20 protein-coding genes are annotated in these 24,963 nt (G+C 64.1%); 6 read left to right on the top strand and 14 right to left on the bottom strand.

Features of this window, described 5'->3' with window-relative positions; translation table 11 throughout:
• Positions 1-17 precede the first annotated feature (17 nt).
• From KOR34_RS07040 to hemQ, 8 genes are all read right to left on the bottom strand, one after another.
• A complete protein-coding gene (locus tag KOR34_RS07040) occupies positions 18-1,244 on the bottom strand; it encodes a Gfo/Idh/MocA family protein (protein WP_228714647.1) in 1,227 nt (408 codons plus the stop codon).
• Positions 1,245-1,402: 158 nt separating this feature from the next.
• The gene (locus KOR34_RS07035; protein WP_197531206.1) at positions 1,403-2,572 is read right to left on the bottom strand and encodes a LamG domain-containing protein; all 1,170 of its coding nucleotides are present in this window, start codon (positions 2,570-2,572) and stop codon (positions 1,403-1,405) included.
• Between the two features lie 536 nt (positions 2,573-3,108).
• A complete protein-coding gene (locus KOR34_RS07030; protein ID WP_197531205.1) occupies positions 3,109-3,621 on the bottom strand; it encodes a sigma-70 family RNA polymerase sigma factor in 513 nt (170 codons plus the stop codon).
• Between the two features lie 342 nt (positions 3,622-3,963).
• Positions 3,964-4,518, bottom strand: a complete 555-nt coding sequence (gene hpt, locus KOR34_RS07025) for a hypoxanthine phosphoribosyltransferase (RefSeq protein WP_146563474.1) — start codon at positions 4,516-4,518, stop codon at positions 3,964-3,966.
• Positions 4,519-4,577: 59 nt separating this feature from the next.
• Complete coding sequence (locus tag KOR34_RS07020) at positions 4,578-5,831, bottom strand: NupC/NupG family nucleoside CNT transporter (RefSeq protein ID WP_146563472.1); 1,254 nt, start codon at positions 5,829-5,831, stop codon at positions 4,578-4,580.
• Positions 5,832-5,904: 73 nt separating this feature from the next.
• Complete coding sequence (gene upp / locus KOR34_RS07015; RefSeq protein WP_146563470.1) at positions 5,905-6,537, bottom strand: uracil phosphoribosyltransferase; 633 nt, start codon at positions 6,535-6,537, stop codon at positions 5,905-5,907.
• A 66-nt stretch (positions 6,538-6,603) separates the two neighbouring features.
• Complete coding sequence (locus tag KOR34_RS07010; protein ID WP_146563468.1) at positions 6,604-7,983, bottom strand: vanadium-dependent haloperoxidase; 1,380 nt, start codon at positions 7,981-7,983, stop codon at positions 6,604-6,606.
• Between the two features lie 206 nt (positions 7,984-8,189).
• Positions 8,190-9,029, bottom strand: coding sequence for a hydrogen peroxide-dependent heme synthase (hemQ, locus tag KOR34_RS07005; protein WP_146563466.1), 840 nt, complete (start codon positions 9,027-9,029; stop codon positions 8,190-8,192).
• A gap of 254 nt (positions 9,030-9,283) precedes the next feature.
• Here hemQ and KOR34_RS07000 point away from each other — a divergent pair, with 254 nt between their 5' ends.
• From KOR34_RS07000 to KOR34_RS06985, 4 genes are all read left to right on the top strand, one after another.
• Positions 9,284-10,360 (top strand): DUF3500 domain-containing protein, encoded by a 1,077-nt coding sequence (locus KOR34_RS07000; protein ID WP_197531204.1) that lies wholly within the window; start codon positions 9,284-9,286, stop codon positions 10,358-10,360.
• Between the two features lie 53 nt (positions 10,361-10,413).
• Positions 10,414-10,944: a type 1 glutamine amidotransferase domain-containing protein gene (locus KOR34_RS06995; RefSeq protein ID WP_146563462.1), complete on the top strand. Its 531-nt coding sequence runs from the start codon at positions 10,414-10,416 to the stop codon at positions 10,942-10,944.
• 412 nt (positions 10,945-11,356) lie between these two features.
• Positions 11,357-12,076 (top strand): hypothetical protein, encoded by a 720-nt coding sequence (locus tag KOR34_RS06990; RefSeq protein ID WP_146563460.1) that lies wholly within the window; start codon positions 11,357-11,359, stop codon positions 12,074-12,076.
• Positions 12,077-12,158: 82 nt separating this feature from the next.
• Positions 12,159-13,070 carry a hypothetical protein gene (locus tag KOR34_RS06985; protein WP_146563458.1) on the top strand — a complete coding sequence of 304 codons (912 nt, stop codon included), beginning with the start codon at positions 12,159-12,161 and terminating at the stop codon, positions 13,068-13,070.
• Here the strand turns inward: KOR34_RS06985 and KOR34_RS06980 are convergent.
• The 6 genes from KOR34_RS06980 to KOR34_RS06955 form a co-directional block, all read right to left on the bottom strand.
• The gene (locus tag KOR34_RS06980; RefSeq protein ID WP_146563456.1) at positions 13,060-14,559 is read right to left on the bottom strand and encodes a pectate lyase family protein; all 1,500 of its coding nucleotides are present in this window, start codon (positions 14,557-14,559) and stop codon (positions 13,060-13,062) included. The two genes, KOR34_RS06985 and KOR34_RS06980, sit on opposite strands and share 11 nt — an antisense overlap.
• A gap of 166 nt (positions 14,560-14,725) precedes the next feature.
• Complete coding sequence (locus KOR34_RS06975) at positions 14,726-15,196, bottom strand: hypothetical protein (protein WP_146563454.1); 471 nt, start codon at positions 15,194-15,196, stop codon at positions 14,726-14,728.
• Positions 15,197-15,240: 44 nt separating this feature from the next.
• Entirely contained in the window at positions 15,241-16,755 is a 1,515-nt protein-coding gene (locus tag KOR34_RS06970; protein WP_146563452.1) for a SpoVR family protein, read from the bottom strand.
• A gap of 90 nt (positions 16,756-16,845) precedes the next feature.
• Positions 16,846-17,958, bottom strand: coding sequence for a DUF444 family protein (locus KOR34_RS06965; RefSeq protein WP_146563451.1), 1,113 nt, complete (start codon positions 17,956-17,958; stop codon positions 16,846-16,848).
• Positions 17,959-18,069: 111 nt separating this feature from the next.
• On the bottom strand, positions 18,070-20,130 hold the full coding sequence (locus tag KOR34_RS06960) for a PrkA family serine protein kinase (protein WP_146563449.1): 2,061 nt from the start codon (positions 20,128-20,130) through the stop codon (positions 18,070-18,072).
• Positions 20,131-20,735: 605 nt separating this feature from the next.
• Positions 20,736-21,869 (bottom strand): hypothetical protein, encoded by a 1,134-nt coding sequence (locus KOR34_RS06955; RefSeq protein ID WP_146563447.1) that lies wholly within the window; start codon positions 21,867-21,869, stop codon positions 20,736-20,738.
• A gap of 173 nt (positions 21,870-22,042) precedes the next feature.
• On the opposite strand from KOR34_RS06955, the gene KOR34_RS06950 reads away from it, so the two are divergent.
• Positions 22,043-23,278, top strand: a complete 1,236-nt coding sequence (locus KOR34_RS06950; protein ID WP_146563445.1) for an ornithine cyclodeaminase — start codon at positions 22,043-22,045, stop codon at positions 23,276-23,278.
• 528 nt (positions 23,279-23,806) lie between these two features.
• Positions 23,807-24,667: a dimethylarginine dimethylaminohydrolase family protein gene (locus KOR34_RS06945; protein WP_228714535.1), complete on the top strand. Its 861-nt coding sequence runs from the start codon at positions 23,807-23,809 to the stop codon at positions 24,665-24,667.
• The last annotated feature ends 296 nt before the right edge of the window (positions 24,668-24,963 follow it).

The raw sequence follows: 24,963 nt of genomic DNA, 5'->3' as shown, positions 1-24,963 counted from the left end.
CGCTCTCCTCCGAAACATTAGGCAAACGCGGTGACGCCCGGCACGGCGACACTCGGCTCGGGCACATCGGTCCAAGCGTACTCCGCGGGGCCCAACCGCTCGCTGCTCGACATCGCGTCCTCCCAGCTGAGCGTCTTGCCGGTGTACGCGGCCACGCGCCCCATAATCCCAATCATGGTGCTGTTGATCATGTAGTCTGAGTTGTCGATCGGCTTGCCGTCACGGATAGACCGGAACAGCTCCTCATGCTCCACGCGGTACATGCTCGGCTTCGGCCCATCGTACTTCCATTTGTTCTCGCCGGTGATCTGGTGCGCAAGAATCTGGGCCTTGCCCTTGGTCCCGTGCACCAGTTCGTCAACATGCATCGAGCAGCCGTCCTGTTGGCGGCACGTGAAGTAGACGCTCTGGCCCGCGGGGTACTCGTAGAAGACACTGAAGTGGTCCCAGACGTTTCCGTACTTCGACTGCACGCGCTGCTGCCGGCCGCCAAGTCCCATGGCCTTCACAGGGCTGGCGTCGCCCAGCAGCCACGCGGTTTTGTCGAGGCTGTGGATCGCCTGCTCGCCGATGATGTCGCCGCTTAGCCAGGTGTAGTAGAGCCAGTTACGGATCTGGTACTCCATCCGGCTCCAGTCCGACTTGTCGCCGCGGTGCCAGAGAGCGCCGCCGTTGTAGGAGGACTCAATCGCAATGATATCCCCGATCGCGCCGTTCTGGATCTGCTCCATCGTGGCTCGAACGCCCGGGTCGTACCGCCAGCAGAGACCCGAAACCACCGCCAGCCCCTTAGACTTTGCCTGCTCGCTAGCAGCCGCCACCCGCATCAGCCCGGGAACGTCGACCGCCACCGGCTTCTCTACGAAGCAGTGTTTTCCCTTAGCCACCGCGTACTCGAAGTGCTGCGGTCGGAAGTGGGGCGGCGTGGTGAGAAGCACAACGTCAACGCCACAGTCAATCACCCCCTTGTAAGCATCAAACCCGGAAAACATGCGTTCCGGCGTGACATCCACCTGATCGCCAACCTTTTCGTCAAACTCGACGGCGGCCAGGGTGCTTTCGAATCTGTCAGCAAACGTGTCGCCAAGCGCTACCAGTTTGGCGTTCGGATCGGCATGCAGAGCATCAATCGCAGCCCCGTTGCCGCGTCCGCCGCACCCAATCAGGCCGACTCGAATGGTGTCGTCGCCGCCCGAATGCACAGCCGGCGCCGTCGACTCGCCACTGGCAAGCACGGGGGCCATCGCCGCCACGCCGGCGACGTCTGCCAGGAATGACCGGCGGCTGCTTGAGCTAGCGTCTTTCTGAACTCTTGGCATGTTCTTGCCTATTGGTGCTTGAGGGAACGATGTTGAAGCAAGGCAGTTCGGTCGACGTGCGTCGGGCACTCCGCCGATGGACGTCAGGTGGCGCCCCTGCCTCGCTTGTGGTGCGCCTGCAGCTGTGTGTCATCTAACGGGTAGTCGTACAAAGCAATATCTCGCAATTCGCCCTGGAAGAGCCACGATGTCAGTGACTTTGGCACGAACTCCGCCGCTCCAATTCGGGCGGGCCACTCGAAGTCTATCAGCGACATCCGATGAACGCCTTCCGCGGCCAGCTCTCCATCGACGTACAGCTCAACCGCCCCTTCCACCCATTGGCCCTCCGCTTCCCTCAGTGGTCGGAACCGGGCCGCAACGTGTGTCCAGCGGTGTCGCTCCAGCGGCTCATCGCTGGTGAGCGCCTGCCAACCTGCCCCGTACTCGCCCGAGCCGCTCCAGAACTGCCAGCGGTCGTCAGCGCCCGCGTAAAGGGTAAACCCGAAGCACTGCTGGGTGGATGTGCCCGCCCCCAGCACCCAGCGAGACGTAAACACCGACTGGTACTCGGGACCGCCGGTGACGTTCGCCCAGCCCTCGATGGTAAAACCGTTGGTGAGATCTACCCGCGGCTTGGTGTCGGGTTCGATGTAGCAACCGCCATCAAAGTAGGCGCCGCGTTCCTGGGTCAGCGCAACCGCTTTCGACTCAGACGGCCACGCGCCAACCGATTGGCCGTCGAACCCGTGCTGCGTCAGATCCAACACCCGGCGGTTACGGCGCACGTGCATCAGGGGCCAGTAGGCGACGGGCCGATCACCCAAGACAACCTGTTCATAGGGGTGAAACCGATCGGTCACCTGCGACCAATCGCGGACGATATCGCCCGGATGCTCGATTGACACAACCTTGGAGGATGAAGCGTCGGGTGCCCAGTAAAACTCTGCGCCTTCAGACGGCCCGAGCTCTCGCAGCACTGCTGGACGACTCTCCCCGGGCCGGAGGGAAACCACTCTTATATCGCCGCGGTGACAAAACACTTGCAGCGGTTGGTCGGGCTCGACCACTGCCGAACACTCGGAGTCCTCACCTTCCACCGCCGCCAGTGCGGTCTGCAGCGTAATCCGCCCTTCGGCGGTAGCGCTGACGCGGCCCTGATGCACGTAGATCCCGTGATCATCGACGATCGAAACTTCGGCGGGCGCCTCAACGATCACCTCGGGCCCCGCCAGCAGTTGGATCCGTGCAACCCCATGGGCAAGCTGCACCACCTCCCCACGCCGCAACTCATCGCCTACCTGGAGCGGGCGGAGCAGACCTACCGCGGACGCCGCCGGTGATAGGCCGGTAATCGACCCCAGGCGGCCGTCCTGGTGATCGTTCACCGCCAACCTTGGGCGTAGCGAAGAGTGCAGCCCCTGCTGTTGATCAACGGCGGAGACGCGCCGGAGGGAGCCACTGGGTAACAGTCTTCCAGCAACAAGGCCTACCGCCATCGCCAAGCTGGCGGCAACTGCCAACAGCGCCCAGCCCGGCCGCAGTCCCCGCTTGGCGTTGCGTGGCTGCCCGCTCCGCCCCCGGACGCTTAAGGCGGGGTTCGCGGAGTGCGGGTCTGTGGCAGAGTAGTCACGCAAACACTCTCGCAGATGAACCGCTTCGGTGAATCGACGAACGAATGCGGGCTGTGTCCGCATCTGCTCCGCAAGCTCACTCTGCTGCTGGGGCGATAGTTCGTCGGTCACCAGCTTGTCAAGCAATCGCTCGAACTGGTCATCGTGGCTGGTGCTGCCCGTGGCATGAGTCACTGTCAGTACCCCTCGCTTTCCAGCGAAGTTCCAATGCATAGTTCGAGGGACCGCCGGATTCTCGACAGCCTCGCCGCAATCGTGTTCGGGAGCTTGCCAAGCCGCTCCCCGATCTCCTTGTGCGACATACCGGCCCCGAAACGCATTCGGATTACCTCTTGCTGAAACGGCTCGAGCTTCTTCACGCAGCCCGCGAACGCCCTCCAGCGGGCTTCAAAGCTCTCCCAGTCACTGGCTTGCTCGTCAGCGACCTGGACGAGCAACTCCTCGTCGAATTCTGCGTGCAGCACTTTCTTGCGAGACCGCAAGTGGTTGAAGGTCTCGAACCGTGCGATCGCAATGATCCAGCGGACGGCCTCCTCGTCCGGTGTTTCCCCCTCGAAACGAAACTCGGGGAGCTTTCGCCACGCCACCAGGTAGGTCGTCTGAATCAGATCATCAACCGCCCCCCGATCGAACGGCAGCATCGTGGCGATGAACCCACGAATCCGCCGCTCGTGTCGCGCAATCAACAACACGAAGTCTTCGGGGTCTAACGTTGATCCGGTCAACCCATTCCTCGGCATTGTCGATTGGCCGTTGGGGCTCGTGCGTCTTCGATCCAGCGCGCGAGGTAGGACCCGCTCTATGACAGTAACGTCGGCCGCGTAGGGGATGTGACATCCCCGCGAAAGAAAAGTACAGAATAGCGTGCCTACAGCACCATCGACGCCGTGATTGCGGCATCATGCAGCAACCTGGCGGCCCTCCGCCGCTGGGCTCCGATGCGGGTGCTGGACAAATCGGCACCTAGCGACCGGCCGAACGCCCGGCATCACGCCGGCACAACTGCGCGACTTGCCCTTTTCGCCTGCCGCTTAGCTCTTGTGAGCGGCAGTTAGGGTCTTGTGGTGGTCGAGGTCTTGCTCTTCCAACGCAGCGAGGTAGGGGAGGTTCCGATAAAGGTCCTCGTAATCCAGCCCGTACCCGACGACAAACTCGTCGGGAATGTCGAACGCGACAAAGTCGGGCTCTGCCTGCACTTCCTGGCGTCCGTGCTTGCGGAGCAGCACGGCCGAGCGGACGCTAGCCGGGTTGAACTCCTGCATCTTCTCGACCACCTTCACAAGCGTGTGGCCGGTGTCGAAGATGTCGTCAACGAGCAGCACGTCGCGTCCTGAGATGTCGAGCATCGGCTTGGCGTTTACCACCAGCTCGCCGCGGGTGGTGGTGGCGCCACGGTAGCTGCTGGCCTCGATGACGCCGAGCCGCATCGGCAGATCGATCTCACGGATCAGGTCCGCCACCAGGACCATGCTGCCGGTCAGCACACTGATGATCGTGAGCTGCCGGTCGGCGTAGCACTCGGCGATCTCGGCCGCCATACGCGCGACGCCCTGATTAAGTTCTTCACGAGTGAGAAGGGTCTTCATGGGCGCCGCCGTAGTAGGTGCTGAATGCTAGGTTAGGAGGTATCGGTCCGCGGGTCGCCTCAGAGCAGCAGCGACGCGATGCAGGCGGTCATGAATGCCGCCAGGGTGCCCCCCAGCATGGCGCGCAGGGCCAGTTTCGCCAAGTCGCCCCTGCGTTCGGGTGCAATCCCGCCTATCCCGCCGAGCTGTATCCCAATTGAGCCAAAGTTCGCAAATCCGCACAGTGCGTAGGTCAGGATCGTTGCCGAGCGGCTGGTGATCTGCTCGTTGGCGATGGCGTCGCTCAGTGTGAGGTAGGCGTAGAATTCGTTGAGGACCATCTTTTCCCCCAGCATCGCCCCGGAGGTCAGGCAATCGCCCCACTCGATCCCCATCAGCCACGCGAGCGGGGCGAACAGGTACCCGAACCCTTTCTGTAGCGTCCACGCCGCGTCGCCGGTGTACCCCGCGAAGCCGCCGACCCAGCCAACCAGCGAGTTCAGCATCGCAACCAACGCGACGAAAGCGATCAGCATCGCGGCGACGTTGAGGGCGAGCTTCATACCGGCCGACGCCCCTTCGGCGGCCGCCTCGAGGACGTTGCCGGTCGACCGCTCCATCCCCGCCGCGGCCGCGTTGGCCGTTTCGGGCTGATCGACCTCAGGCTGCATCACCTTGGCAATTAGCAAGGCCGCCGGCGCCGAAATGACCGACGCGGTCAGCAGGTGCCCGGCATCGATGCCAAACTTGACGTAGATGGCGAACACGCCACCCGCGATCGTCGCGAAACCACCTACCATCACGACCATGAGTTCTGAGAGGGTCATCTGCGCGACGTATGGCCGGATGACCAGCGGCGCCTCGGTCTGTCCGACAAAGATGTTCGCGGCGGCCGAAAGGGTTTCAGCACCGGAGGTGCCGAGCGTCCTTCGCATCACCCACGCCAGTGCCCCAACCACCAGCTGCATAATCCCCAGGTGGTACAGCACCGACATCAGCGATGAGAAGAAGATGATGGTGGGGAGCACACCGAAGGCGAACGTCCGCAGTAGCACCACCCGGGGCGGCATACCCTCGTCGGCGTCGTTTGGGTTGACGCCAAACATCAGCATCGACCCTTCGTCGACGAAGGCGAGCAGTTGATTGAAGAACTCTCCAAGCTGCTGAAAAATGTACTGCCCCCCGGGGGCCTTCAAGATCAGCAGGGCGAACGCGAGCTGCAACCCCAGTCCCATCAACACGACCCGCCACGGGAACCGCGATTTGTACGAGCTCATCAGCCAGGCCAGCAAGATCATCACTACCAGGCCCAGCAGTCCAATGTATCGCTCCATGCGCACCCTCGGAGAACAAGCAGTCAATAGGCCGACCGGCCACCCACCGCATCAGAGCAGGTGGCGGTGACGGTCAACGGACGATCGTGTTGAACGATCGGTCTCCGGCGTCACCTAGGCCGGGCACGATGAACTTCTGGTCGTTGAGCTCGGCGTCCACCTTGCAGACAAACACCTGGGCCTGTGGGAACTGCGACGCCACAGCGTCCACGCCCTCCTGCGATGCGATCAACGACAGGACCTTCGCGCGGCCCACGCCCCAGTCGTAGAGTGTCTGCAGGGCCGCGACCGCCGACCCGCCGGTCGCCAGCATCGGGTCGAGCACCAGAGCAGTATCAACCGGCTGGCCGGGCGGAAGCTTGTCGTAGTAGCGGACAGGCTGGGCAGTCGCTTCGTCGCGGTACAGCCCGAGGTGCCATACCTCAGCGGACGGGATCAGATCGAGCACTGGGTCCACCATGCCCAGGCCGGCGCGAAGGATCGGCACCAGTCCGATCCGGTCGGGCAGCTCATATCCCTGCGCCATGGCGACCGGCGTCTGCACCTGGGCGACGGTGGTCGCCAGGTCTTTGGTCGCCTCGTAGGCGAGCAGCGTCGCAAGCCGTCGGACGGAGCTGCGGAACTCGGCGGGACGCGTGGTCTCGCAGCGCAGCACCGTCAGGTGCCGCTTGATGAGCGGGTGGACGACCTCATGGACGCCTGGCATAGATGACCCTGTTTCGCCTGTAGGCCCTGGTTACCACGGCCCACGATTCTACGGCTAGCAGAGCTGTCAGAAAAGCCGGCGACGGGGCCAGGCGGCGCCCAGAGTGACGAGCAGCAGTGTTGCGGACGGCTCCGGCACCAGGCCGCCCGAAGCGATGAACGGTCCACCGCCAGCGATGTAGGTTGCAATCTGGCTGCCGGTCACCTGCGCCACGGTGTCGTCAAAGTTCCAGTGGATGCCCAGGTAGACCCGGCTGCGGCCGTTCTCGGCCATCGCTTGGCTAAAAGAGGAGAATGTTCGCTCGACGCCGGGCATCTCCTCGGACGTGAGCGTGAACAGGACGTCGTCCGTCCCGTAGAACTCCTCCAGGGTCTGGAAGAGCGCGCCGCCAAACGTGGCGTGGCCCGAAAGGTACGTGGGAAACGGTGGGGTGAAGTCGTTGCCCGTCCCGCCTGGGGCGCCGAGCGGAGTCCAGTTGGGGTCGCCCTCGGTAAGCGGGTTGCCGTCGGAATCGCCCTCGCGGATGCCGGTCACCGGCCGCCAAAAGTCGTACTCAAACTTCGAGTTCCACGCCACGATTCCGGCGTCCGCCATCGCAACGGTCGCCTTGGCGAATAGCTCAGCATTCTCTTTGACATTGTTGCCCTCTTGCACGGCAATCTCACGCAGCGCCTGGTTGTACATCCGCATCGGAGTGCCCATCCCAACTCGGTCGTACGCCCAGAAGTAGGCGATTTCTTCCTGATCGGCGGTCCGCGAGACGCTGTTCTTGGCGCCGAGTTCCTTCACCTCGTTGTACGCGTCTGCGTACTCCTGGCTGGTGAGATCCGGCATCGGCGGGGGCATGAACTGCTTGTTCGACTCGAGCATGAATGTGTCGACCTCACCCCAAGCCGGGCCCCACGCTTGCTGGCCCGGGTTTAGCGGGTCGGGCTGCCAGTGACCAACCGCGTTGGTCGGCATGTACTGCGAGCTCGAGTTGTAGCCGTCGTTGGCGCGGCCCTGGATGATCCTGTTCGCGATATAGGTCCCTAGCGCGATGCCTTCCTGCTTCTCCATGCTGTCGGGGGTCTGGGCCAGGCTGAGCGACAACTGGTTGTCCAGCATCGCCTGCTGGTCTGAGTAGATCGAACTCAGCACGGTGTAGGCCGCCTGCGCCGCGGCCGCCTTGGACGAAGCCGTGTAGGCCGGCGATGCGTGCCCGGCGCCGTAGTCGTAGAACATCGTGGCGTTGGGCGAGGTCATCGCGAACGCGTCGTAGATGGCGAGATTCATCATCGCCATACTGCGCGAGGCCATGCCGGGGTTCTGCAGCGTGGTGTTGGCCACCAGCACATCGGACGCCAGCGAGTTCCAATCGAGCACGGTGTCCGCCGCGGCGTCGACGCTAGCTGTCAGGCCGATGGCGCAGGCGAGCAGCAGTCGGTTGAGGAGGGTCTTAGTCATCGCCGCGGTTCCAGGGGTGCGAGTGCCTACTCTGTTTTCGATCCGACGCCGCTTATTGCTTTCGCCAACCGCGCGTTCAATCAGTGAAATTCAGCAGCAAGCAGACGCAGACAGCCCACCCCGCGGAAGTCGGGGGAGAATAGAAAAGATGCGCAGAAACCGGGCGTGTCGTCAGCTTGGCAGAGAACCTACCAACTCAACGCGCATTAGGCTGTTACCCGACAGTGCTCAACAAGGTGCTTGGCGTCGCAGATGTACCCCACCAGGAACGGGCCGAACTCCGCGTAGCGGGCGCTCGCCTCGTCGAAACGCATCTGGTAGACAATGTCTTTTAGGTACTCTGGGTTACTACCCCACAGTGTAACCCCCCACTCCCAGTCGTCCAAACCAATTCCGACGGTAATCAGCTGGCTCACCCGGCCGGCGAACGCCATCCCACTGCGGGCGTGCTCGCCCATCAGACGGTTCCGCTCTTCCTTGGGCGTCAGGAACCAGTTTTCCCCCACCTCCCGCTTCTTGTTCATCGGGTAGAAGCAGCACGACTGGTACGGCGGGAACTCGGGCGTAAGTCGTTGCCTGTTCATGCCTTCCAGCCTGGCGGCGTAGGCCTTCACCTTGGCTTCGTAGGCTGGAGTGCCCGGCTCGTCGCCCTCGGCCGCCACCCGTTTGCCATAGTCCTCGATGCTGGGAACGTACTCGCTTATCTCCGTCACGGAAACAAACGAGTAGCTAGGCCGCAGAACCGGCCCAGCCGCGCTAGCCATCAGACGCTGGTGGACCGAATCCACCTTCAGCGGATCGGGGTCCATCACCATCAGGCCAAAGTCCGCCTTGTGGCCGCTGACAATCGAGGTCTGCAGTCGCAGCGGCGCCTCGTCGGAATCGGGATCAAGCGCCGCGATGAGCGCGTCAGCCACCTGCTGCCGCCCTGCACCGTCCAGCCCTGCCAGAGCCGATCGGTCGAACGAGTAGTAGAGGTGGCTGCAGTGCCAACCTCCGCCGGCGGGGGTCAATGATTGCTCTGACGATGGGCGGTCGTGCTGCATGGTGGTCTAAGTTTGGTGCTTCGTACTGGGCAAGCAGGCAGTATATCAGGCGCCCGCTGAATCGGCAGGCCGCCGCCCTCGTATCTCCTCCGCTTGCCGGCGGTTTGACCTATCCACAGGCCTGATGAGGGCCCTCGACGCCCTGTTCGCGGGTCGATTAGCAGCATTGGCGTCACGGGTAGGCTGCCGGTTACAATCGCGTTGCAACGCCGCCCCGCTAACCCTTGTCGACAACCCTCATGTCCCAACGGCCAATGCATCACCTCCTGCACTCGACCTATGCGACGCTCGTCGGATTGTGCCTCATCGGCGTCGCTCGCGCTCACGAGCACGCCCATCACGACGCGCCCAGTACTCAGCTAGAGGTCAATGAGCAGATGCGACAAGCGGCGATCGATTTCCTCGCCGCGCTCCCCCCCGAAACGCGCGGCCAGACGACCTTCCCGTTCGACAGCGCCGAGCGGACGGGGTGGAACTTCGTGCCGATGGAACGGTCTGGCACGCCGCTCAAGGCGATGACTCTCGAGCAACGCCGCGCCGCCCGCCGTCTGATGCGGTCAGCGCTCAGCGATAAGGGCTACCTGAAGGCGACCACCATCATGTCGCTTGAGCAGGTCCTGAGGCTCATCGAGGCCGACCGCGAGAATGTCGAGGGCATCCGCGACCAGGAGAAGTATTGGTTCGGGGTGTTCGGCGACCCCGCCGGCGAGGGCCCCTGGGGCTGGCGGGTCGAAGGGCATCACCTGTCGCTCAACTTCACCTCAGATGGGCGCCTGGTTGTCTCCGCAACGCCACTGTTCCTCGGCGCCAACCCCCACGAGGTGAGAGTGGGGCCTCGGATCGGCCTCCGAGCGTTGGGCGAAGAAGAGGACAACGCCCGGCAGCTGATGGCGTCGCTTAGCGAGGAGCAGCGCGACAAAGTTATCATTCAGCCCGCCGCGCCGCGAGATGTCCACACCTTGCCCGGCGCGCCAATCGACCTCGGCGCGCCAGCCGGGCTCGCGCTGGCCGACATGACCCCCAAGCAGCAGACGCTGCTCAAGACTCTTGTCCGCGACCTGGTCCAGCACCTCCGCCCTGAGTTGGCCAATGAAGAGTTGCGAGCCATCGAGCAGGCCGGCTACGGCAAGCTCCACTTCGCGTGGGCCGGCGGCCTCGGCCCAGACGACAACCACTATTTCCGCGTGCACGGCCCTACACTGGTGCTTGAGTACGACAACGCCCAGGGCAACCACTCCCACCTCGTGTGGCACTCCACCGAGAACGACTTCGGGCTCGACTCGCTACAGAAGCACTATGAGCGCCACCACCTACCGGCTGTGGCCCAGTAGCAGCCATAACTGACCACACGTAACCGCAACGAATATCCACGCGAGACCTCTCGATGGACCATCCCCTCACCGGCAAACGCATCCTCTCCTTCGTCGGCGACATCTACGAAGACTTGGAGTTGTGGTACCCCAAGCTGCGGATGATTGAAGCGGGCTCCGAAGTGGTGGTCGCCGGTCCTGAGGCGGGGGTGGTCTACCAGGGGAAGAACGGCTACCCGTGCAGGTCTGACGCGTCATACCAAGAGACGACCGCCGCCGACTTCGACGGCTTGTTGGTCCCCGGCGGCTTCATGCCCGACAAACTGCGTCGCGATGAACAGGTGCTGCAGCTGGTCCGCGATTTTGACGCCGCCAAGAAGCTGGTAGCCGCCGTCTGCCACGGCGGGTGGATCCCGATCTCCGCGGGCGTGTACCGCGGCGTGCGGGTCACAGGATCGCTTGGAATCAAGGACGACCTGGTCAACGCCGGCGCGGTTTGGGAGGACGCTCCGGTGGTTGTGGATGGCCACCACGTCAGCAGCCGCAAGCCGGACGACTTGCCCGAATTCTGCCGCGGGATGCTGGAAGTTCTGTTGAAACAGTGACGGACAAAACTCTCCGAGTCTGCGTCAGCACTCTACGGGGCCCAGCCTGGCAAGCGTATCACGTCACTGTTTCGCGGCCGGCGCCTTAATTCCGTAGCCAAGTTCTAGCTCAGTCGGGACTCCTTCCTGGCTCGCACCATGTCGCGTGCTCGGCTAGCCCTGAGCATGCATCGCGACAGGATCGGACGCGCAGCCTCTCACCTGCGGCTCGCCCCCGGCACGGTCGCCGTCCTGCGCAGAACTATCTCTCGCCCGCGTGAAAGCGTTTGCAATACTGCGTGCGTTGCGGTAACGTCGGCGGGCGTGGGGCCCAGAACCCCGCTCCTCTCTTCTCACATGACCATCAGCTGTCACTTCTACGCCCACGCGTGTGGGCCGCTTCTTCGTTTCCTCTTCATCCGGGAGCAGTCTCATGAAATGGTTTCTAGCAGCGGCTTTGGTAGGCGTCGTGGCCCAGGTTTCTAGCGCGGCCACTATGCTGTTCGACTTCGGCAACTCGGGCCAGCAAACGCTGGTGAACGGCTGGAACAACGTGCTGTACCCGAATCCGGACCCGGCCCCACCGCTGTTCGCCGTGTTCGACAGCAACGGCGCCGTCGTCCCCGGGGTGACACTTGAGTTCACCGACCAGTTCTTCATCAACGGTCCACCCTCGCAACTGGGGACCGAGAGCCCTTCCGGCGACGCCGCCGCCTACCCAGTGAGCGCCACCGACGACTACTTCTTCGGACACACCGGCGACTTCGCTGGCGGTGCGGACAACCCAACCGGCGCCTTCAAGCTTACTGGCCTCGACCAAGCGACGTTGTACGATTTCACCTTCATGTCGTCCCGCACCGGCGTGAATGACTCGCGCGAGACGGCATACCTCGTCACCGGCGCAAACTCTGCCAACGGGCTATTGGAAGCCGCCAATAACGACTCCGAGGTTCTGAAACTCACCGGCATCATCCCGGACGGGAACGGTGAGATCGAGGTAACGGTCTCGGCGGGACCGAACAACACCAACGGCAACGAGTTCTACTACATCAACCTGATGCAGGTTGACACGGGGGGCCAGGTGCCCGAGCCCGCAGCGGCAGCTCTTGTACTGATGAGCGCTGCCGGACTGAGCAGGCGCCAACGCCGGTAGCCGCCGGTTCTGAGTTGGCCTCCCTCGTATCCCGCCGCGCGCGCTGCGCCGGCGCCTGAACTCGAACCACAGTGAGCAAATCATGTACACGCACAACGCGCTGCACGCGCTGGCTTTGGCGGGCTTCTTGTCCGCCACGGCCAGCGGCCAGCCGCTAAACGTCATCTTCTACGGCAACAGCTTCACCTTTGGAGCCGGCAGCACCCGCTCTGTCGACTCGCTGTTCCGCGACATTGCCGCCGCCGCGGGTGAAGAGTCGCCCTTCGTCGTGAGTGCGGCGGTCTCGGGACAGGACCTGGAATGGCACGTCGCGAACAACACTGCGCGGATCTTCTCGTCGATCCCGCCCGCCAACGACTGGGACTTGATCGTGATGCAAGAGCACTCCACAAAGCTCACCCGGGCCTACCCGGACTCACCGCCGTTCCCCGCCAGCATTGAGGAGTCAAAAACGACGGCCGTTCAGCTCCACGAGGTCGCGAAGACCCGGAGTCCGGGCGTCCGCCCAATGCTCTACGAGACCTGGGCTCGCGGGCCGGGGCACGAGTTCTACGGCGGCCCTTCACCACTGTTCTCAGGACCCGACGAGATGCAGGCCGAGATTCGGGACGGGTACAACTCGTTGCGTGACGCACTCAACGACGCCGCTGGAGATGACCTGACGACGATCGCACCGGTCGGCGACGCCTGGCAGGAGGCCAACTTCGACAATCTCCACTCCGGGGATCTTTGGCACGCCCAGAACCGTGGGACACTGCTGGCAGCGCTCGTGATCTACGGCACGGCCTACGGCGATGTGTCCACCAGCGACATCGACCTGAGTGGCGTGCTGGCGTCGCTCAGCCTCACCGCGGATGACGGGGCATTCCTCACCGCAGCGGCCGACGCCACCCTCAGCAGGGGGGCGGTGCCCGAGCCGACCGCGTTGGCGATGGCCTCGTTGGCTCTGTCGCTGGCGGTGCGCCGTCGTCAGCGGCGGCAGCCTACCCGCTGATGACGTCGACGTTGTTGCCCAGGTTGGTGTAGTCGATCTTTTCGTGCGGGTCGGTCTGGTTGAGGAACTCCTCGACATTGGTATAGCCGTCGCCGTCGGCGTCCTGAGCGCCGTCGGCGACGGAGTTGGGGTCGAGGCCGTGGCCGGCTTCCCAGTCGTCGGGCATTCCATCGTGGTCGGTGTCGGCCGGGACCGACTCGGGGTCGTAGCGGTAGTCGGGGTACCCGCCTACTTGGTCCGGGTCCGAGATGATACCCCTCTCGTGAGCGAACTCGAGGGTGCGGACCGACTCTACAACTCGGGCGTCTACGGGGTCACGACGCGGAAGCGTCGCGCCGGCCTTGCCCAAGACCTCTTCATATGCCTGCTCGGCGGTCTGTTGATTGACCGGCCAGCCTTCGAACGGCGTATTAACGCGGGCTAGTTCTTCCGGCCCACGCATCCCCTGCCAGTTGTTGGCCGTCACGTCTGGATAGCCCTCGACGATGTTTCCGGCGACGTACCACTTGCCCGGTCGCTTGGGGGCCGCCGCGTACCAGTCGCCCGCGGACCAACGGGACCCTGGCGAGTACATGTCGCGCTGTTCGATACGGGCGATTGTTGACAGCATGTTGTCGTTGGTGGCGGGGCCCGGCTTGTAGTAGTTGTTGATGACGTTGATCAGCGAGGTCTCATCACCGCCATCCATCGTGCGGTGCCGCCAGTTGCAGATCACGTTGTTGCGGTAGTCAAACTCGCCCCCCATTCCAATCGACGGGTTGCGGCCCGTGTTGCACGCGAAGAGGTTGTGATGAAACGTCGCGTCCTCGCCGCCCCAGGTGCCGCCGAACTCGTGCCCGGGCTTCATACCTTCGCTAGAGATGCAGTACTGGATGGTCAGGTTGCGGACCGGGTGCTTAACGGTCTCGGAACGGCCGGTAAGCGGATTCTCGGTCGGCTCCATATTGCGGTAGAGCGAGATATTCTCGTCACGCCCCCAGCTCACGCTGCAGTGGTCCACGATGATGGTGTGGTTGGGGTTGCCGCCGATATTGTCTGACCCCTGGCCCCCCGAGGTCACGCCACGCCGCACCCGCAGGTGCCGCAGGATTACGTTGTGGGTGTCGACGTCCAGCGAAGCGCCGGCGATGCAGACGCCGTCACCCGGCGCCGTCTGGCCGACGATCGTGATGTCGGGGTTCTCAATCGATAAGTTCGACCGCAGGTGGATAATCCCGGCGACGCGGAACACGACGATCCGCGGACCGTCTGCCTCGATCGCGGCGCGAAGACTGCCGGTCCCGCTGTCGTCGAGGTTAGTCACCTCGAGGACCTGTCCGCCACGGCCCCCCGAGGCAAACATGCCACCGCCCCAAGCCCCCGGGAAGGCTGGGATCGCGAACGGCAGACGCGGCGGGAGTGGGGGCGCCATGCCCGACTCCGGCGCCGACTTCGCCTCAAATGCAGGAACACAAATCAGCGACAACGCGAGAACGCGGACTAAACGCATGGGAGGGCTGCCTGTGGGGAGGGGAGGAATCGACGAATGCCGAGCAGGTCGCGTCCAGCGAGCCTACCAAACGCCACTGGTCGAAACCACAAATCCTGCACCCGCAGGCAGGCAATGCAAAGAGTGGGACTCGGCTAGCAACGCCGAGCCTCGCCACGTCCTTGTATCAGGACACGGCGGCCAGGAAGTCTCCGGCCAGACGATTGACGACTTCCTTGGTGAGCTGCATCGCGACCTCGCGCCGCAGGCCGCCCCTTGGCTTCTCATAGCGGTGCAGGCTGATCGACCCGCCGGTCCTTACCAGCAGCTCGTAGTAGGCGAGCGAAGCGTCGTCCTGCTGCGGCTTAGTCGAGCGGAGCTGCACGACGCACGCCTCAGCGTCGGCTTCGACAGGGCAGATCGGCTCCAGCAGGTAGGTGATCTTGTCGGTAAGCTGTTGGGCCACCAGCCTGACGTGCGGCATCGGCGCGCCGGTCAGCTTGTTGGTCTCCAGCCGCAGCTCAAACAGCGACAACGCCAGCGTGCCCGCGCGGTCGACGCGCACCACGAGCTTCTCACCGTTCTCAGACGCCGAGACAACCGTCCCGTCGATCTGAGCGGCGTTCAGCTTGCCGGCGAGTGTGTGGGCTAGGGGCATGTGTTGGTGTCTGCGGGCGGTTCGGGCGTCGACTGGCTTGGGGATCAATCGTCGTCATCCGGGTCGACGTCGTCGCCCTGATCGACCGACACCTCGCCGCCATCGAAGGAGATGACGGTCTGCGTCTCGTCGAGGATGGTGGCGATGTGCACCGGGCGGGTCCACAGCCGGTGCAGGTTCCGCAGGGTGTCCTGCGCGTAGTTCGTTTGCAACTCGACGCCCGTGTACTCGTGCTCCAGGTAGAGCTCGCCGCGGTTCTTGTAGTTGCCGTCGACCACGGCGATCTGCGGCCGGCCGAGGTTGGTCAGGTTGGCCAGCAGCTGCTGCTTGACCTGGGGGAAGGCGCGGGTCTCTATCTCATAGTACTCCGTGCCCGGGTTGTAGCCAAACTTGAACAGCTTGTGCTGACGCACAAAATCGAGCGTCAGGAACGAATCAATAAAGGTCAGGTCGTTGTGGACACGGCGGACCTCGAAGATCTTGTCCCGGCCCTCGCCGAGCTCGCGGTCCCAGTCCTGGCGTTCAGCGTAGTCGTCGCAGTCCTCGTACTCCTTGCCGTAGGCGCCGCGGTTCCAGCGGTCCTCGATGTCGCGGAACAGCTCGATGCCGAGCTTGTACGGGTTCAGCGAACCGCCTGACGACGCCACCGTGCCGGAGTGGTGATCGGCGAACTGCACGATCTCCGCCGCGCTGGCGATCTGGGTGGTCATCATCTTGCTGTGCCAGTAGCTGGCCCAACCCTCGTTCATGATCTTGGTCTGGCCCTGTGGGGCGAAGTAGTAGGCCTCGTCGCGGATAATCGACAGCACGTCCGCCTGCCACGCGTTGAGCGGCGCCTGCTCCAAGAGGAACAGCATCACGTCCCGCTCGGGCCGCTCAGGGAGCCTCTGGGGCTGGGGGTTGTCCTCGGCGTTATTCCGCTTGTACTCCGCCTTGGGATTCACGAACGGGTCCAGGTACTCCTTGCTGTCGAACCGCGCCGGCTTCGGGGGTGAGTGCTTGTTCTCGCCGTTGTCGTGCTTATCGGCCCGGCGTTTGATGAACGGCGAGTGGATGTCGATCAGGTCCTCGATGCTCAGGCAGGCGTCGATGAACTCCTCGACCGGCTCGACGCCCACCTCGTCCATGTAGCGGCGGATCCGCGCGCCGTGGTTGGCCATCTGGTCCATCATCTTGCGGTTGGTGTGGCCGAACCACGCGTTGCACTTGAAGAAGTCACAGTGTCCGTACACGTGGGCCATCACCAGCTTCTGGTCGACCATCTCGTTGCTCGCCATCAGGTAGGCGTAGCAGGGGTCGTTGTTGATGACCAGCTCGTAGATCTTCTGCAGCCCGTAGTGGTAGCCCTTGCCGAGCTTCTCGTACTCCATCCCAAACCGCCAGTGCGGGTACCGCACCGGGAAGCCCCCCTTGGCGGCGATCTCGTTGAGCCGATCGGCCGGGACCATCTCGAAGATGGTCGGGAAGAAGTCGAGCCCGTGACCGGCGGCCAGCTTCTCGATCTTCTCCTGCCACTCCTGGAGCTCAACGGGCAGAGGGGCTAATTCTGAGATGGGCATGTGGGTGGCTATTGGCTGTCAGCCATCGGCTGTTGGCTACCTACAGCCCACTTCACGAGGGGTGGGCTGCCATGGGATTGGCTTGGTTTGTTACTTGCCTTTGCCGAGGAACGTCTTAATCGACTCGTAGATCGCGTCTTTATCCTCAATCTCGCTGGTGACGATCGCCTCGTGGTTCTCGCCGAAGCGGCTCTTCAGGCGGCCGAGGAACTCGCCGCTGCCGTACGGGCTTTCGACCTGACCGTAGGCGTAGAGGTTGACGTGGGGCAGGATCCGCTCGCCGAGCTGCGAGAACGCCTTTTCGTTGTCCTCGCCCCAGTTGTCACCATCGGAGAATTGGAACACGTAGATGTTCCAGTCGGCCGGCGGGAACTGCTTCTCGATCAGGTCGGCGCACACCTTGTACGCGCTGGAAATCCGCGTGCCGCCCGACTCACGGGTGTGGTAGAAGGTGTGCTCGTCGACCTCCTTGGCCACCGCGTCGTGGATGATGTAGCGTTTCTCCAGGCCCTGGTACTGGCTGCCGAGCCAGGTGTCGATCCAGAATGCCTCGGTGCGGACGATCTCCTTCTGGTCGTCGGTCATGCTGCCCGAGACGTCCATCACGTAAATGATGACCGCGTTGACCTCCGGGTGCTGGACCGTGCTCCAGCTGCGGTACTGCTTGTCCGACTTGATCGGCACGACCCGCGGGTCGCTGGCGGTGTACTCGCCGGTCGAGATCTGCCGCTTGAGCGCCTTGAGATAGGTCCGCTTCTTGTGCCGGAGCGACTCGGGACCGGTGGAGCGGATGCTGTCGTACTTGGCCTTTTCGTCCTGCAGGTTGGCGTCGCCCTTGGGCTGGATGCGGGGGAGCTCAAGCTCATCGCCCAGGATCTCCGCCAGTTCGTCGAGGCTGACGTCGACCTCCATGAAGTGCTCGCTGCCGGGGTCGCTCCCCGCCTCACCCGGCCCGCCCTGGGGCTGGCCGCCCTTGCCGACCGGCTGCCCCTCCTCACCGTCGCCCGTGCCGACGCCACCGGCGCCGTTGTCGCCAAACCGGAACCGCGGCACGTCGAGCGACGGGATGGGGATCGACACGAGGTCCTTCCCCTTGCGGCCCATCATCTCGCCCTGCGTGACGTACTTGCGGAGGTTCTTGCGCAGGCGGCCGCGGACAATCTCGCGGAAGCGGCGTTGGTCTCTCTCGATATCTAGCGGCATTGGGCTCTATTGGCCCACCCCGGTAAGGGATGGGACTGGTCAGCGTTGTTGTGTTCCAGCCCCACCCCTGGCGGGGTGGGGTGATCGAGGCCAACTGGGCATTGGTTGCGGCTACTCCTCCTTCTTCACATCCCCCCGCGCGAAGATGCTCGCCACGTACTGCAGCACATCGGTGGCGGACTCGTCGTCGTAGCCGAAGTCACGGATCAGGCGGCCTTTGACGATGTCGATCTTCTGCTGGGTGTCCGTGTCTACGACATTCGACACCAGGCTGGTCAGCTTGATTGAGTCCTTCTGGTCCTCGAACAGCTTCAGCTCGAGCGCTTTGTGCAAGCGTTCGTTGCTGCGGAAGTCGAACTTCTTCCCGTCGATCGAGAGCGCACCGATGTAGTTCATGATCTCGCGGCGGAAGTCGTCCTTGCGGCTCTCGGGGATGTCGATCTTCTCTTCGATCCCCCGCATCAGCCGCTCGTCCGGCTCTTCGTACTCGCCGGTGAACTTGTTCTTCACCTTCTCACGCTGCGTGTAGGCCTTCACGCTGTCGATGTAGTTCGCGCACAGGCGGGTCAGGGCGTCCTCGTCGGCGGCGATCGCCCGTTGGACTTCGTTCTTCACGATGTTGGTGTACTCCTCTTTCACCACGCCTAGGAGGTCCCGGTACTCCTGCTTGGTCTCATCGCTGTTGATTAGGCTGTGGTGTTTCAGCCCTGTCTCAAGCTCGTTGAGCACCATGAACGGGTTGATGCTCTTGGCCTCCGGGTGGGCGACCAGCGCGTTGGAAAGCTTGTCCTGCACGTAGCGCGGCGAGATGCCGATCATGCCCTCGCTGGTGGCCTGCTCGCGGAGCTCGTTGATATTCTCCTCGGTGAAGCCGGGCAGCGTCTTGCCGTTGTAGAGCTTGAGCTTCTGCAGCCGAGTCAACCCAGCGTGCTTGGGCTCCACCAACCGGGTGAGTACCGCCCACATGGCGGCCATCTCGATGGTGTGCGGGGCGATGTGCTTGCCGCGGACCGTTTTGTTGTTGTAGTCCTTCTCGTAGATGCTGATCTCGTTCTTGAGGGTCGTGACGTACGGCACGTCAATCTTGACGGTCCGGTCGCGCAGGGCCTCCATGAACTCGTTGCTCTGCAGCCGCCGGTACTCCGGCTCGTTCGTGTGCCCGATAATCACCTCGTCGATGTCGGTCTGGGCGAACTTCTTGGGCTTGATGCGGTGCTCCTGGCTGGCGCCCAGCAGGTCGTACAGGAACGCCACGTCCAGCTTCAGCACCTCGACGAACTCGATGATGCCGCGGTTGGCGATGTTGAACTCGCCGTCGAAGTTGAACGCCCGTGGGTCGGAGTCGCTGCCGTACTCGGCGATCTTGCGGTAGTTGATATCACCGGTCAGCTCGGTGGCGTCCTGGTTCTTTTCGTCCTTGGGCTGGAACGTGCCCACCCCAACGCGATCCTTCTCGCTGAGGATCACCCGCTTGACGCGGATGTCCTGGACCAGGCGGGTCCAGTCGCCGTCGTAGCTCTTAAGCCGCTGCTGGTAGATGAACCGGCAGTAGGGGTCGAGGTAGCCGTCGACGCGCACCTGGTAGTCGTCCTCGCCGCGGCCTTCGTTGAGCTGCGACTCAACCTCGGGGCGGAAGCGGGTGGGGATCAGGTGCAGCGGCTCCTCGTTCATCGGGCACCACTGGATCTTCGACGCGTCGTCGGGGTCGTTCTCGTCGACCCAGCCCAGCGTGTACAGGGCGCCGTCGTCGGTGGCGCTGTAGCGCTCGAGGCCCTTCTTGAGCAGCCGCGCGATGGTGCTCTTCGAGCTGCCCACCGGGCCGTGCAGCAGCAGCACGCGGCGCTCGATGCCGTAGCCGTTGGCGGCGCTTTTCAGCGCGTTGACCAGGTCCTTGAGCGTCCGCCGCAGGCCGAACACCGCGTCCTTGCCATCGCCGTCTGGGTCGTCGAAGAAGCGGTAGTGCACGTGCTTCTCGCGGCGGGTTTCAACCGTGTCGACGCCGTACGACAGGATCATGTCGTACAGCCGCTGGTACGCGGTGCGGGTGACCTTGGGGTTCTGGCGGACCAGGTTCAGGTACTCCTCGAACGTCCCCACCCAGTTTTTACGACGGAACTGGTCTCGGTCCTGCCGCTGAGCCACCAGCTCGATGATGCTGCGTCCGTTGTCCATGCCGCGCGCTCCTGGATAAAGATACGAATGACCCTGGATATTCTCTTAGGGACGCAACAACGGCGGGTTCCGTTCGGGCTTGCCCCGGCCCGCGCGTCCTTGCTGTCCCATCGTTTCCAACGCACCAGCCATTCACTCCCGACAATCGCGCCCGCCGTCAAACGGCCTGCCCGTAGCGGATTTCGCACGGCAGCGGGCGTGCGGCAGAGGGGGCGGAGAGAGAGAACCCGCCCGGCACGCGGGAGGCAAACAAGGCTCCCGTCGCGACTCTTAGAAACGCCCGAGGGCGAAATTGGCAAAGAGCGGAAGGTGGGGATTGTCGCGAACAGAGGGAGCAGGCGCCGGCGAAACCATGCCGGCAAACAAGCCCTCGTTCACTTAAAGTATCAATCGGAATTGCGCCGCGGGCAACACCGACTTTGGAAGTTCTTCCGGCGCGATGTGCGCAAACCGCCGGAAACCGCTCGGAAACTAGGTTTCTCGCGGCGCTGCAGAATCAGCAATTGCGCTAGACAGAGGGCCCGCAAAATCCCCCCAACGGAGGGGACCCGACCTTGCCGGCGGCGTCGAGCAGCTTCGTCGAGTAGGCCTCAGCGGGCAGCCGATTAGGAGGTCGGCTTCTTCCGCCGCCGACCGCCACGGCGGCCGCGGCCGCCAGACCCGCCACGCGAGTTGAACTTCTTGCGCTCGGACCGGGCCGCGATGTTCGCGTCGACTACCACCGAGATGGCGTCGCCCCACGAAGGGACGCTGCGGTGCTTGGGCGTTGCGCCGTCGTCATCGGCATCCTCTTGAGCGTCGTCCGCACCGCCTTCGGAGGCCACCATGTCCTGAGGTTCATCTACCTCGCCGAGCGCGGCGAAGCTCTCGTCCACCGCCTCGGCGGCCTCCTCCTCGGCGGTGGTCGCGGTGTCGACCGGGGTCGAAGAAGAGCGGCGGCGGCGCCCACGGCGGCGGCGGCGGCGGCCGGTGCGCTCCTGGCCGTTGCCCTCTTCCTTCGGCGGCTGATCGCCACCGGCGGCCTCGCCGTCGGACGGGGCGTCGGCGTGCTCTTCATCGTTGTCCGTGTCGGCGGGCGCCTGCTTTGCGGCGGGCGCGTCGGACTCGGAGCGTGCAGGAGGCTCTTCTGCCGACTCGGGCGTTTCAGGGGCGGGGGCAACCGGCGCCTTGGAACGCTTGCCCGCGAACGGGAACCAGTCCGGCAGCGTGAGCTGCGACTTCGGCGCCAGGTCCCACTTGCTGGGGGCGGGCTGCTCTGCCTGATCGGCTGCTTCGGCAGGCTCGCTTGCCTGCTCGGCGGCGGGCTCGACCCGCACCTGCTGGTCCGCCGGCTCGTCGTCGGCGGGATCCTCGAGAACGGTGTCGTCGCTGCGTTTTGATACCGCGTCGTCTTGGGTATCCGCCTGCAGTTCGGCCGCGAACGCCGCCGGCGGCGCAGGCTCACTGGGCGCGACAGGCTGCTCGGGCTCGGCCGCGGGTGGCGGCGCCGCCTGAGCCGTCGCCGGCGGGGGCGTGGGGCTAACCGGCTTCGCGGCGGGGGCGTCGATGCCGAAGTCGCCTAGCAGGTTGTCCCAGCCGCTAGCGGGGCGGGTCGGCTCGTCGTACTCGACGTCCTCGGTCGGCTGGGTAGGTTGCGACGCGGGGGAACGGGCCTCCGGCTGCTGCTCAACCTCATCCGAGGGAGCGGCGCCTAGCTGGCTCGCGAGTTCGTCCCAGTTGCTCTTGTTTTGATCGCTCATTTGACTCGGTTGGTTCCGATACGGCTTTTTTGCCGGCCGTGGCGCCTGCCTGCGGCGCCGATTAGACGTAAGATTCATCATTATAGGGGTTTGTGGCCGACTCAGGAAGTCGGACCCGCCGCCCCGGCCGAGCTGGCAATCTGCGTAAACCGTCCGGAAGGGAGAGGACCGCCATGCCCGACGCTAGCCCCGCCGACCACGTCGAAGATGTCGAGGTCGCCGGCCACATCATCGATAGCCTGATCCTGCCCAAGGTGCTCGACACCGTCACCTCGGGCGGGGGAACGTTCAAGATCAAGTCGATTACCATCGGCCAGGGCCGCAACGACCCCAGCCGCGCGTTGGTCGAGGTGCGTGCCCCCAGCGAGCCCGCCCTGCAGGCGATCCTGGCCGCCATCTCCGACCACGGCGCCGTGCCCGTACACAGCGTCGACTGCCAAACCGAGCCCGTCACGCAGGCCGGCGTGCTGCCCGAAGGCTTCTACTCTTCGACCAACCAGCGGACCGAGGTGCGACTCGGCGATCACTGGGTGGGGGTCGCCGACCAGGAGATGGACTGCGGCGTCGTGATCGATTCGGAGGCCGGGCCCCGCTGCGTGCCGATGTCCGATGTCAAGCCAGGCGATCGGGTCGTGATCGGCCACGCCGGCGTGCGGGTGTTCCCCCCCGACCGCGGCGACGACGGCGGGCACGCGTTCGCGTTCATGAACAGCGCTGTGTCGACCGAGAAGCCCAAGGCCGCCCAGGTGCGTAAGATCGCCGAGCTGCTCCGCGAGAACCGGGCGGGCCGCGGCAAGACGCTGATTGTCGGCGGCCCGGCGATCGTGCACACCGGCAGCGGCCCGTTGCTGTCTGAGCTGATCCAGGGCGGCTACGTGCACAAGCTGTTCGCCGGCAACGCCCTGGCCACGCACGACATCGAGCAGGCGATGTTCGGCACCAGCCTGGGCGTGCACCTGGACGACGCCACCATCGCCGAGGCGGGTCACGAGCACCACCTGCGGGCCATTAACCGGGTCCGCCGCGCGGGGTCGATTGCCGCAGCCGTCGACCAAGGGATGCTCACCTCCGGGGTCATGCACGATTGTGTGAAGCACAACGTCGATTTCCTGCTGGCCGGCAGCATCCGCGACGACGGCCCGCTGCCCGATGTCATCACCGATGTGCTGGACGCGCAGCGGCAGATGCGCGACGGGATCCGCGACGTCACGTTCTGCCTGATGATCGCCACCACGCTGCACTCCATCGCCGTCGGCAACCTGCTGCCGGCCTGGGTGAAGGTGGTGTGCGTGGACATCAACCCGTCGACCGTCATCAAGCTGAGCGACCGCGGCAGCTTCCAAACCGTCGGCCTGGTGACCGATGTCGAGCCGTTCTTGCGGTCGCTGGTCAGCGAGGTGCGATCCTGATGAAGGTGGAGTACATCAACGGCGTCCCCCGCATCAAGCCGGCATGGCGGCCCCGCTTCAGCTTCAAGACATTTCTGCTCCTGACAGGCGTAACAAGCCTACCGCTCTACTGGTACAGCCGTCCCGAAGAGCACTGGCATGTTCATGAAAACGCGATCGTGTGTTGGAGAGAATTCGGCCTCTTGGGTTCGCAGAAAGCGGCAAGGAGCGTCATCTTTCTGCCTGAAAACTGCTTCCCCCGAATAGGCGATTGTTGGGAGTGTCCCAACTTTGTCGGCCGTTGCCTCCAAGATGCAAAAAGGGACCAGCACCTCCATTCAGACCACGTCTTATGGCAAGCGACCTCCGAAGGAATTTCTCACATCGAGCATGAAGGTGCCATGAGCCCGTCTAGGCTTAGTCGTTACCTTGCGACGACTCCACAAGGCAAACGAACGGCGAAAGGTTTCGCACAGTTTTGCGAGGAGCTCCGTGGGGACATTCCAGATTAGTATCTCGAAACCGATGGATGGCTTAGTAAGGTGAATCGTGACCACGCCCGCTAGTACCCACGCTGCAAACCAGCCCCGCATCCTCATGTGCCCGCCGCTGTTCTACGGCATCGAGTACGAAATCAATCCTTGGATGAGCACCGAGCGGCAGGCGGACCACAAGCTGGCCGGTGAGCAGTGGGACGGACTGCGCGCCGCGCTCCAGTCGGCCGGGGCGTCGATCGAACTCATGACGCCCGTCAAAGGCCTGCCCGACCTGGTGTTCACCGCCAACGCCGCGATGGTCTACCGGGACCGCGCGATCGTGGCCCGCTTCAAGCACCCGCAGCGGCAAGGCGAAACGCCGCTCGACCGCGCGTGGCTCGAGCACGACGGCCTCTCGGTCGACGACCCGCCCGCCGACCTCAGCTTCGAGGGCGCCGGCGACGCGCTCTTCTGCGGCGACACGCTCTACGCCGGCTACCGTATGCGGAGCGACGCCGGCGGCCACCAGCAGATCGGCGAGATGCTCGGCGTGCGGGTGCTGCCGCTCGAGCTGGCCGACCCGTACTACTACCACCTCGACACCTGCTTCTGCCCGCTATCGCAATCCGAGGCCGTCTATTTCCCTGGCGCGTTCGACGAATACGGCCAGAAGGTCCTCGAGGCCAACGTCCCGACGCTCATCCCCGTCGCGGCAGACGAGGCCCGCTCGTTCGCCTGCAACGCCGTGGTGGTTGGCAAGACGGTGGTCACGAACGCCGGCTGCCCCCAACTCCACAAGCAGCTCAAGGAGCGAGGCTACACGCCGATCGCCACCCCGCTGGGCGAGTTCGTCAAAGCCGGCGGCAGCGCAAAGTGCCTCACGCTCCGGCTCGACGGCGAGGAGGCCGCGGCCTGGAAGCAGACGGCCGACTGACCGCGTCTCCTCGGAATTGGCAGCCGGGCGTTTTGTCCGTTCTGTTTTGTCCAAAAACACGAGCGAAGGGGACAAAACCCGGGGCACACCGCTGCCCAGATCGTTCGTAAGTGCTTTGCAATTATTCGCTTGCGACAATCCTCCCAGACAAGGCGGCGGGGGTTTTGTCCGTTTTGGGTGGGGCGGATCGGACACCCCAGCCAACCGATCCAGACGCGGCGCAGCGAACCGCGGGCGTTCCAAATGGCGGCACACCCATGGTCAGCAACCATTGGACCGCGCGGGGTGGCCGGTTT

Origin of the sequence: Posidoniimonas corsicana (genome assembly GCF_007859765.1) — a bacterium.
Classification (GTDB): domain Bacteria; phylum Planctomycetota; class Planctomycetia; order Pirellulales; family Lacipirellulaceae; genus Posidoniimonas; species Posidoniimonas corsicana.
This window is presented reverse-complemented; position numbering and strand designations above follow the sequence as displayed.

Bases quoted from the DNA above. Each gene is read 5' to 3' on its own strand.
- KOR34_RS07010 (WP_146563468.1), bottom strand. From the start codon at position 7,983: ATGACTAAGACCCTCCTCAACCGACTGCTGCTCGCCTGCGCCATCGGC.
- KOR34_RS06995 (WP_146563462.1), top strand. From the start codon at position 10,414: ATGGACCATCCCCTCACCGGCAAACGCATCCTCTCCTTCGTCGGCGAC.
- hpt (WP_146563474.1), bottom strand. From the start codon at position 4,518: ATGAAGACCCTTCTCACTCGTGAAGAACTTAATCAGGGCGTCGCGCGT.
- KOR34_RS06960 (WP_146563449.1), bottom strand. From the start codon at position 20,130: ATGGACAACGGACGCAGCATCATCGAGCTGGTGGCTCAGCGGCAGGAC.
- KOR34_RS06970 (WP_146563452.1), bottom strand. From the start codon at position 16,755: ATGCCCATCTCAGAATTAGCCCCTCTGCCCGTTGAGCTCCAGGAGTGG.
- KOR34_RS07040 (WP_228714647.1), bottom strand. From the start codon at position 1,244: ATGGCCCCCGTGCTTGCCAGTGGCGAGTCGACGGCGCCGGCTGTGCAT.
- KOR34_RS07020 (WP_146563472.1), bottom strand. From the start codon at position 5,831: ATGGAGCGATACATTGGACTGCTGGGCCTGGTAGTGATGATCTTGCTG.
- KOR34_RS06985 (WP_146563458.1), top strand. From the start codon at position 12,159: ATGTACACGCACAACGCGCTGCACGCGCTGGCTTTGGCGGGCTTCTTG.
- hemQ (WP_146563466.1), bottom strand. From the start codon at position 9,029: ATGCAGCACGACCGCCCATCGTCAGAGCAATCATTGACCCCCGCCGGC.
- KOR34_RS06980 (WP_146563456.1), bottom strand. From the start codon at position 14,559: ATGCGTTTAGTCCGCGTTCTCGCGTTGTCGCTGATTTGTGTTCCTGCA.
- KOR34_RS06965 (WP_146563451.1), bottom strand. From the start codon at position 17,958: ATGCCGCTAGATATCGAGAGAGACCAACGCCGCTTCCGCGAGATTGTC.
- KOR34_RS06990 (WP_146563460.1), top strand. From the start codon at position 11,357: ATGAAATGGTTTCTAGCAGCGGCTTTGGTAGGCGTCGTGGCCCAGGTT.
- upp (WP_146563470.1), bottom strand. From the start codon at position 6,537: ATGCCAGGCGTCCATGAGGTCGTCCACCCGCTCATCAAGCGGCACCTG.
- KOR34_RS06975 (WP_146563454.1), bottom strand. From the start codon at position 15,196: ATGCCCCTAGCCCACACACTCGCCGGCAAGCTGAACGCCGCTCAGATC.
- KOR34_RS07000 (WP_197531204.1), top strand. From the start codon at position 9,284: ATGCATCACCTCCTGCACTCGACCTATGCGACGCTCGTCGGATTGTGC.
- KOR34_RS06955 (WP_146563447.1), bottom strand. From the start codon at position 21,869: ATGAGCGATCAAAACAAGAGCAACTGGGACGAACTCGCGAGCCAGCTA.
- KOR34_RS06950 (WP_146563445.1), top strand. From the start codon at position 22,043: ATGCCCGACGCTAGCCCCGCCGACCACGTCGAAGATGTCGAGGTCGCC.